Genomic DNA, 8,297 nt, shown 5'->3' with positions numbered 1-8,297 from the left:
CAAGCGACAGTACAGATACAATCTCTACCACAAGTGATAGCTCAGATTCATCAACTTCAAGCGATAGTACAGACACGTCGTCTACCACAAGCGATACACGTCATGCAAGTGTCTCCTTCTCAAAAACAAGTTCGGATAACAGGACGAACTTTAACTTAACTAATAAAACAAGCAATGACAATGGAAACAAATCAAAAAGAGCACTTCCTAAAACTGGAAGTCAATCGAATAATTGGATAACACTCGCAGGCGTTATATTACTTGTAATCGGTTTAAGAATCACTTTTATGAGTTATAAGAAATCGAAAAGGTAAAAAAATATTCAAGATAAAAAAGAGCAACGTCGCTAACGGACGTTGCTCTTTATTTTTGCTTTTTATCATAAATACAAGAACTACAATTCAATTTGTCAAAAAACACGTAGATTTCCTTCTGAGAAATTTATTTACGTATCGAACCTTTCCCTATTCAGTCTTTGCGATCCAAAATCAGTTGGGTAAGGGAAAAGAGATTCTCTTTTGTTCGAAGAGAGGTGGCAGGTAATTTCTTTATTTCCTTCAAAGCCTTTTCTGTGTAAGAGGCCGCTAACTTCCTAGCTTCTTCCACGCCTCCTGTATGTTCAACGATTTTGCGTACGGCGTCGACATCTTCTTCTGTCATTGCCGCTTTCTTCTCTAAATAAGGTAGTAGCTTTGGTTTGTTTTTTTGCAAAGAGTAGATCAACGGTAAAGAATAGACCCCTTGACGCATGTCTTCTAGTACAGGTTTGCCGATTTCCTGGCTCTCTTTTGTATAATCTAAAATATCATCGATAATCTGAAAGGCCATCCCGATAGAAAGTCCGATATCTCCTGCTTTTTTTGCGAAGCGCTCGCTTGTTCCACTTTCAAAAGCGCCAACAGAACAACTTAATTGGAACAGTTCAGCTGTCTTACCTGAAATATTTTCCAAATATTCTTTTACAGAAAGTTCATAATTATAGCGATCATCCATCTGCCCTAATTCGCCATTCAATACTTTTTCCATACTGCGAGAATTCAATTGGAGACTTTTCAAGGAAGTGGAGTAATCAGACAATAGTTTAAAACAGCAGACAAATAAATAGTCTCCTGCATAGACAGAAACGACATTACCAAACTGACTACGGATATTAGGCTGACCACGTCGCAGATCCGCTTCATCAACGATATCATCATGGATCAGTGTGGCCGTATGGAGCATTTCGATAGAAGCTGCCAAAGCGATGGCTTTGTCTCGATCTTGCTCTGGTCCAAATTGTGAGAACAATAGCTGATAGGCAGGACGCAACAGCTTTCCGCCGGCATGGATCGTTTCTTTGATTGCTTGTTCGACAGGTTTGTTTTTCAGGCGGACAGTTTCTTCCATCCGTTTTAGTGTTTCTGTCAATTCTTTACTTAAAGCAGGATAGTTTTCCCACATTGGATGTAGCTTCATAAAAAAACTCCTTGTGTGACGATTATTTTTTGGTAAACATTGGGCTCCATTTTTGTTTGGTTCCCTGCTCATAATCTTTTTGGAATCGTTGAAGTGTCTGCACATGTCGTAAAAGATAATTCGCTGCGATCCCGATTGCAATCCCTGATAAAATCCCTAAAACTGAAAGGACTGGCAAGTACAACATGACTGTCCATGATTGTGCAATGAAAGAAGCCATCAAAAGCTGTCCGACATTATGCATGAAACCGCCGGCCGCACTAATTCCGATGATACTGACACGTTTTGGTCCTAATTGCTTGACCAATAACATTCCAAAATAACTAAGCAAAGCACCACTCATACTATAAAGGAATGTGGAAATCGTTCCGCCTAGCAAAGTAGTCAGGAATAGTCGTAGCCAAAGTAGTAAGAAGCTGTCTCGTTTTTTCATGGTAAAAATGGCAACGATCGTGATTAGATTGGCTAAGCCTAGTTTTGCACCAGGCGCAAAAGAAAAAGGATAAGGGATCATATTTTCCAATAAACCAATGATCACTCCTTGTGCAACAAGTAGCGAAATATAAATCATTTTTTGTAATTTACTCATGGTGTGTGAAGGTCTAATAAATCAGACTGTCTTCGTCACCTCCATCTGTTGAACGGACTTCGATCACTAATTTATGTGGCAAACAGACGATGGTTTCGCCATTTTTCGTTGCCCAGCCTCGACGTACGCAGATCTGGTCATCGCAATCTGCTTCTTTTATCCGTACTCGATCGCCATCTATCTCGATCAAGTTATAATCTCCGTGTTCATCTTTGTAAGTATATGTGTAGCTCTCTTCTCCAGCCATCAAAGGGAATGTTTTGATTTCTGTGCCATCCACACGCAGTACCGCTTCTTTTTCTGCTGTTGCGGTGTTTTGCTGAAGACCAAAAATCATGACTGGTAAAAAAGAAAGAACAGTCAAAAGCAAAATAATAAAAACATCCCAAGGTTTGAGCAGACTTTTTTCAGCAAATTCTTTAAGGCTCATTTTTGTTCTCCTTTTTCCAGATTAACTCACCCAATTTTAGCATAAAAACAAGAGGTTGTGACACCTGTGTCTTGCTTTGAGTAATAAGAACGAAGAATAGAAAACAGCTTTCCATGTTTTCTAATTCTTTGGGCTTATTACCGAGAAGCAGCAGGTGGAACACCGTTTATAACAAGAGGTTGTGACAGAAGTGGGCAACTTCAAGAAATAAGAAGGAATTTACGAAAATTACTTTTCAAGTTTTTGTGAAATTTCGGCTTATTTTTCGAAGAAGCTACTTCTGGAACACCGTTTATAACAAGAGGTTGTAACAGAGGTTGTGACACCTGTGTCTTGCTCATGGAGGCTTATCTCGGGCATCTTATTCCTTTAATTTTACATAAAAAGGAGGCTGTGACGGTTTGTCTCAGCCCCTTTCTATTGAAATCTTGCATTCAAATAACGTTCTTTATCTATTTATTTCTTGCCGTACTGGGAACTTGGTCTACCGTACCACCAATTACCTAGTGTACGTTGTAGCCATGGAATTACCCAGCGATCCAACCCAATCGCACGTCCGGAACCGTTCATCAATGCGAAAGCAACAAAAATGAACCAAATGTTTACCCAGTAAAACATGCCTGATAAGCAGAACGTGATCACCAATACAATCGTTGTCGCACTGCATAGCCATGTGAATAATCCAGCAATCAATGCTAATGCCAAGGCAATTTCAAAGAATACCATGAATTTTTGGAAGAACATTGCTACATCATTGTTTGGCATGATCACTTGCATGATCTTTGTGAACCAGTCTGGTGACTTCTCAATCACAGCCATTGGTTCTTCACCGTATGCATAACTCAAACCAAAATGTGCAGCTTGAGTCGCTGCTTCTCCGGCACTTGCCCCTGCTCCGCTGGCAGCTGTGGTTGCATCACCAGCAGCAGAAGCACCACTGGCAACATCTGTTACATTGTATTCCCATGTCCAAGGGAACACACTGTTTCCAGTGAACCATGATCCTTCACCAAACCAAGTACTTGGTTTGAACACTTCACCATTCCCAATGATTTTTTTGGAAGCTTCAACGAACCAAACTAAACCATAGAAAATACGAAGTGGCACACTCCATAAGACATTGCCGTAACGAGAAGAATGTCCTCGAGTCACGTTGCGATCATCTTTGATATGGAAAAACTCATGCATTAAATATTGGAACATATAATAACCAGAACGAATATCAAAGAAGTATTTCAAATTCACGATATGTTTCATTACGATAGCTAAAAATCCGCTTAAATGGATCTTATCAAATAGGTTAGCTACCCCCCATTTGGCACCAATAGAAACCATAAATCCTTGATAGTTTCCTTTAAATTTATGCTTTTCTCCGCCTTTGATCGAAGCCACGATATTCGCTGCGGCTGTGTGTCCTGTTTGTTCAGCAGCTTGAACGATCTGCGGTGTCGGTGTTCCTGGGAATTCTTCATAAAAGACTAAATCACCAATGATATAGATGTTTTTATCTTCGTAGCCTTTTGCCTGCATATATTCATTGGCGATCAACCGCTGTCCGCGTGCTGATTCTAATCCAAAGTCAGCAGCGTCAGAAGTTCCTTTGACACCAGCTGTCCAAATCAGTGTGTGAGTCGGAATGTTGCGTCCGTCTTTCAATTTGATATGATCAGCAGCCACTTCTACGATTGGTGCATTCAATAATAATTCCACGTTGTGCTTACGCAAATAGCGTTCAGCTTTTGCAGCATCATTTCGATCCAACATATTCAAGATCGTCGGCATTGCCTCTACGACCATCAGTGTGATTTCGTTTGGATCTAATTTATAATCTTTGGCTAGGCGATTTTTCCAGTCGATCAGTTCCCCAATCATTTCAATACCGGTAAATCCAGAACCACAGACAACGAAAGTCAGCATGGCTTTACGCAGTTCATCATCTGGTTCCAATGCAGCTTTTGCTACTGTCTTCTCAATATGTTCCCGAATCCTTACAGAATCTTCAAATGACCAAAGGGTGAATCCGTGTGCTTTGACACCAGGTGTACCAAAGTCATTCGGCTCTCCGCCCATTCCAAGGATCAGCTGATCAAAAGGATAGGAACCTAATTTGGTCTTGACGATTTTTCGTTCTTTATCGATACCGATTACAGTGTCTGTGACAAGTTGTACATTCTTTTGACGAGCAAACAAATGCTGCAGATCGTATTGGATTGCTTCTGGTTCTACACGTCCGCCAGCTACTTCATGCAACTCGGTCATCATAGTATGGTACGAATGACGATCGATCAGAGTAATTGCTACATCTTCTTTTTTCAGTTTCTTTGCCAAGTATTTTGTAGCTGAAACACCGGCATATCCTGCTCCTACAACGACAATATTTTGCTTTGCCATTGATCATCCGCTCCTTATAGACTATCTATATAATGAATATATGATAATTCTTTTAGTTTGATACTTATTACACAATCTCCATATATTATATAGATGTTCTGTTCTTTTGTCTAACTCCTTTTGGATTTTTTTCAAATTTTAAAATAAAGCGTTTTTTCACGAAATTTGCTGAAAGAAAACGTTTGAAATATTACATGGGTTATTTATCAAAAATAGTTGACTTATAGGCTAAAAAGATTAGAATGTATAATGAATCACAAAGAAAAATTGTGGACTAGAAATGGAATGGTGGGGTATTAAAATGAAGAAAAAACGTTTTGTAACTGGATTTGCCGTATTAGCATTTTCAGCTCTAGTGTTAGGCGCTTGCGGCGCAGATGACAACGGAAGCTCAAACTCTTCTTCTGAATCATCTACAGCACAATCTTCGACTGCAAAAAGCACAACAGAATCATCTGCAAAAGTTGTAGCTGGCGGAGATTTGCAAGACGGCACATATAAATTAGAAGAAAAAAATTATTCAAATGGTTACCGTGCAGTCTTTGAAATGGTTGTAAAAGACGGCAAAATCACTGAATCAAAATATGATAACGTCAATGAAAACGGCGAATCAAAAACAAAAGATGCAGAATACAACAAAAACATGGAAGCAAAATCTGGCACAAACCCAGAAAAATACATTCCTGAGTTGAATGACCAATTCTTAAAAGCACAAAGCGCAAGCGGTGTGGAAGTCGTAACTGGAGCTACTCACTCATCTGAAAGCTTCCAAAACTACGCACAACAATTGATCCAAGCTGCTCAAGCTGGTAACACAGATACAATCGAAATCGACAATGGTGCTGATTTGAAAGACGGCACTTACAAGCTTGAAGAAAAGAACTACTCTAACGGCTACCGTGTGCAATTCGAAATGACAGTTGCTGGCGGCAAAGTAACTGAATCAAACTTTGATTATATCGACAAAGACGGTAAATCAAAACAAGATGATACAGAATATAATGAAAATATGAAAGCAAAAAGCGGTACAGAACCAAAAACTTACATCCCTACTCTGAACGACGAATTCGTCAAAGCAATGGGCGAAGAAGATGGCTCACCTGCTAATGTAGAAGTTGTTACAGGTGCTACACACAGCTCACATTCATTCATCATGTACGCACAACAATTAGTGAATGCAGCTGAAAAAGGCGACACTCAAACAATCGAAGTAGATAATATCGTAACAGAAAAATAATCACATAATCATACTAATAAAAGTTGGAGGGTGGGACGATAGCCAGATTAGGCAGTCGTCTCACCTTTCAAAATGAAGAGAGGAAAAAGATGCGGAAAAAACTACTATTTTCCTTAATCACACTGGGCATCTCTTTTATGGTGCTAACTGGCTGCAGCAACTCAGCAAATAAAACAACCACTGAAAGTTCAGCAGCTACCAAGATATTGAAAGATCCATATTCTGATGAACAGTTCTTGTTAGGGACTTACGTTCGTATCCGTGTGTATGATGAAGGCAAAGAATCAGCATTGAAACCTGCCTTCGATCGAGTAAAAGAACTTGGTGATAAAATCACGATCAATCAAAAAGGTTCTGAGATCGATGAAGTGAATGAGCAAGCTGGGATCAAACCAGTAAAAGTTTCTGATGACGTCTACACGTTAGTCAAGCGGGCCTACGAATATAGCCAAGATTCTCAAGGCGGATTCGATATGGCGATTGGTGCAATCACACAATTATGGCGAATCGGTTTTGATGACGCCAGAAAACCTTCCCAAGAAGAAATCGATCAGGCATTGAAATTAGTGGATTATCATAAGATCGAACTAAATGACAAAGAAAAAACTGTTTATCTAAAAGAAAAAGGAATGATCATCGATTTAGGTGCAATCGCCAAAGGTTACATTACGGACGAAGTAGTGAAAGTCTTGAAAAAACAAGGAGTGACCACTGCCATCGTTGACTTGGGCGGTAATGTCTATGTCTTAGGCCACAGCCCAAGAGGCGAAAACCAAGACTGGACAGTCGGCATCCAAGATCCGAACATGGCTCGCGGATCTGTTTTAGGTTCTATTAAAGAACGGAACAAAACATTAGTTACCTCTGGAATTTACGAGCGTTATTTAGAAGTAGATGGCAAAAAATACCATCATTTGTTTGATCCAAAAACGGGTTATCCGTTCGACAATGATATCGCAAGTGTCACGATCATAACAGATAAATCAATTGATGGTGACGGGTTGTCTACAGCAGTCTTTTCAATGGGTGTGAAAAAAGGACTGGAATACGTCGAAAGCGAATTGAATAACGGGACGGAAGCGATCTTCGTGACAAAAGACGATAAAGTATATGTGACCGATCCAATCAAAGACACCTTCAAATTATCGGAGGACTCCCATTACACGATGGGTGACCGTTCTGAACTAAAATAAGGAGTACGAACCATGACACTAAAAATCTTTTTAGAAGTAGTTGAAATACGAACAAAGGTGGCTAGTGTATTTCCTTTTGCGGTAGGGGTATTATTCTCTATCGCTTTTTTTCATGAGATACATTGGCTAAACACTTTTTTATTTTTTATTGGAATGCTAGTTTTTGATTTAGCGACTACCGCTATCAATAATTACATGGATTATGAAAAGGCTCATTCTGAAGTATATAAGTATGAAGAAAATGTCATTGGCCGCAGAAATCTATCTCCTGTATTGATTCGAAACATGATTTTAGCTATGATTGCATTTGTTTTTGTTATCGGCGTTATTCTAACGATCAATACGGGTTGGCTTTTACTTTTGATGGGATTTATCTGTTGTTTTATTGGAGTATTCTATACATTCGGACCGATTCCTTTATCTCGAATGCCTTTAGGGGAAATTTTCAGTGGGGTGACTATGGGCCTTGGAATTTTTGCCATGGTCGTTTATGTCAATACATTCGGTTCAGATGTCTATGATCTGACAGTCAACTTTTCATCTGGACAATTTGCTTTGGTAGGAAATCTTTGGGCTATAGCAGCAATCGTATTAGCTTCCTTACCCTTGGTGTTTACGATTGCCAATATCATGTTGGCTAATAATTTGCGGGATCTTGACCGTGATATTGAAAATCATCGCTATACACTAGTTTTTTATATCGGACGTCCTGCGGGAACAGTCTTATTCCAGCTATTGATGTATGCTTGCTATTTCGTGATTTTAATGGGGTTGTTGAGCGGTATCTATGAATGGCCGATCTTGGTCACCTTCTTGACCTTGCCAATTGTGAAGAAGCATTTGGATCAATTCAAGCAAACGTTACCCCAGCCTATCAGTTTCAGCTATTCCATCAAAAATATGGTCTTATTCAATGCCAGTTATGTATTGGGGCTATTACTAACAATCATTATGCAAGCCATTTAACAGCATGAAGAGGTTGTGAAAAAACTGCCCTGCATC

8 protein-coding genes are annotated in these 8,297 nt (G+C 39.5%); 4 read left to right on the top strand and 4 right to left on the bottom strand.

Translation table 11 applies throughout. From position 1 onward, the window contains the following. A partial coding sequence (locus ESP02_RS12155; RefSeq protein ID WP_146089722.1) for an LPXTG cell wall anchor domain-containing protein occupies positions 1-314 on the top strand: 314 nt, incomplete at its 5' end. Positions 315-468: 154 nt separating this feature from the next. On the opposite strand, the gene ESP02_RS12150 is transcribed toward ESP02_RS12155, so the two are convergent. The 4 genes from ESP02_RS12150 to ESP02_RS12135 all read right to left on the bottom strand — a co-directional run bounded on the left by ESP02_RS12150 (position 469) and on the right by ESP02_RS12135 (position 4,865). Further along, complete coding sequence (locus tag ESP02_RS12150; protein ID WP_002289380.1) at positions 469-1,455, bottom strand: polyprenyl synthetase family protein; 987 nt, start codon at positions 1,453-1,455, stop codon at positions 469-471. Positions 1,456-1,477: 22 nt separating this feature from the next. After that, positions 1,478-2,044: a Gx transporter family protein gene (locus ESP02_RS12145; protein WP_002289378.1), complete on the bottom strand. Its 567-nt coding sequence runs from the start codon at positions 2,042-2,044 to the stop codon at positions 1,478-1,480. Positions 2,045-2,057: 13 nt separating this feature from the next. Then, the gene (locus ESP02_RS12140) at positions 2,058-2,474 is read right to left on the bottom strand and encodes a NusG domain II-containing protein (protein ID WP_002298268.1); all 417 of its coding nucleotides are present in this window, start codon (positions 2,472-2,474) and stop codon (positions 2,058-2,060) included. Between the two features lie 456 nt (positions 2,475-2,930). After that, the gene (locus ESP02_RS12135; RefSeq protein ID WP_002289023.1) at positions 2,931-4,865 is read right to left on the bottom strand and encodes an NAD(P)/FAD-dependent oxidoreductase; all 1,935 of its coding nucleotides are present in this window, start codon (positions 4,863-4,865) and stop codon (positions 2,931-2,933) included. Positions 4,866-5,166: 301 nt separating this feature from the next. Here ESP02_RS12135 and pplA point away from each other — a divergent pair, with 301 nt between their 5' ends. The 3 genes from pplA (at position 5,167) to menA (ending at position 8,261) form a co-directional block, all read left to right on the top strand. After that, complete coding sequence (gene pplA, locus ESP02_RS12130) at positions 5,167-6,102, top strand: extracellular electron transfer flavoprotein PplA (RefSeq protein ID WP_002289025.1); 936 nt, start codon at positions 5,167-5,169, stop codon at positions 6,100-6,102. 89 nt (positions 6,103-6,191) lie between these two features. Further along, positions 6,192-7,295 (top strand): FAD:protein FMN transferase, encoded by a 1,104-nt coding sequence (locus tag ESP02_RS12125; protein WP_002294811.1) that lies wholly within the window; start codon positions 6,192-6,194, stop codon positions 7,293-7,295. Positions 7,296-7,307: 12 nt separating this feature from the next. Next, complete coding sequence (menA, locus tag ESP02_RS12120) at positions 7,308-8,261, top strand: 1,4-dihydroxy-2-naphthoate polyprenyltransferase (protein WP_002289029.1); 954 nt, start codon at positions 7,308-7,310, stop codon at positions 8,259-8,261. The last annotated feature ends 36 nt before the right edge of the window (positions 8,262-8,297 follow it).

The sequence above is a fragment of the Enterococcus sp. NBRC 3427 genome (assembly GCF_007996925.1).
Classification (GTDB): Bacteria; Bacillota; Bacilli; order Lactobacillales; family Enterococcaceae; genus Enterococcus_B; species Enterococcus_B lactis.
The sequence above is the reverse complement of the archived record's forward strand: the minus strand, read 5'-3'. Positions and strand labels throughout refer to the sequence as shown.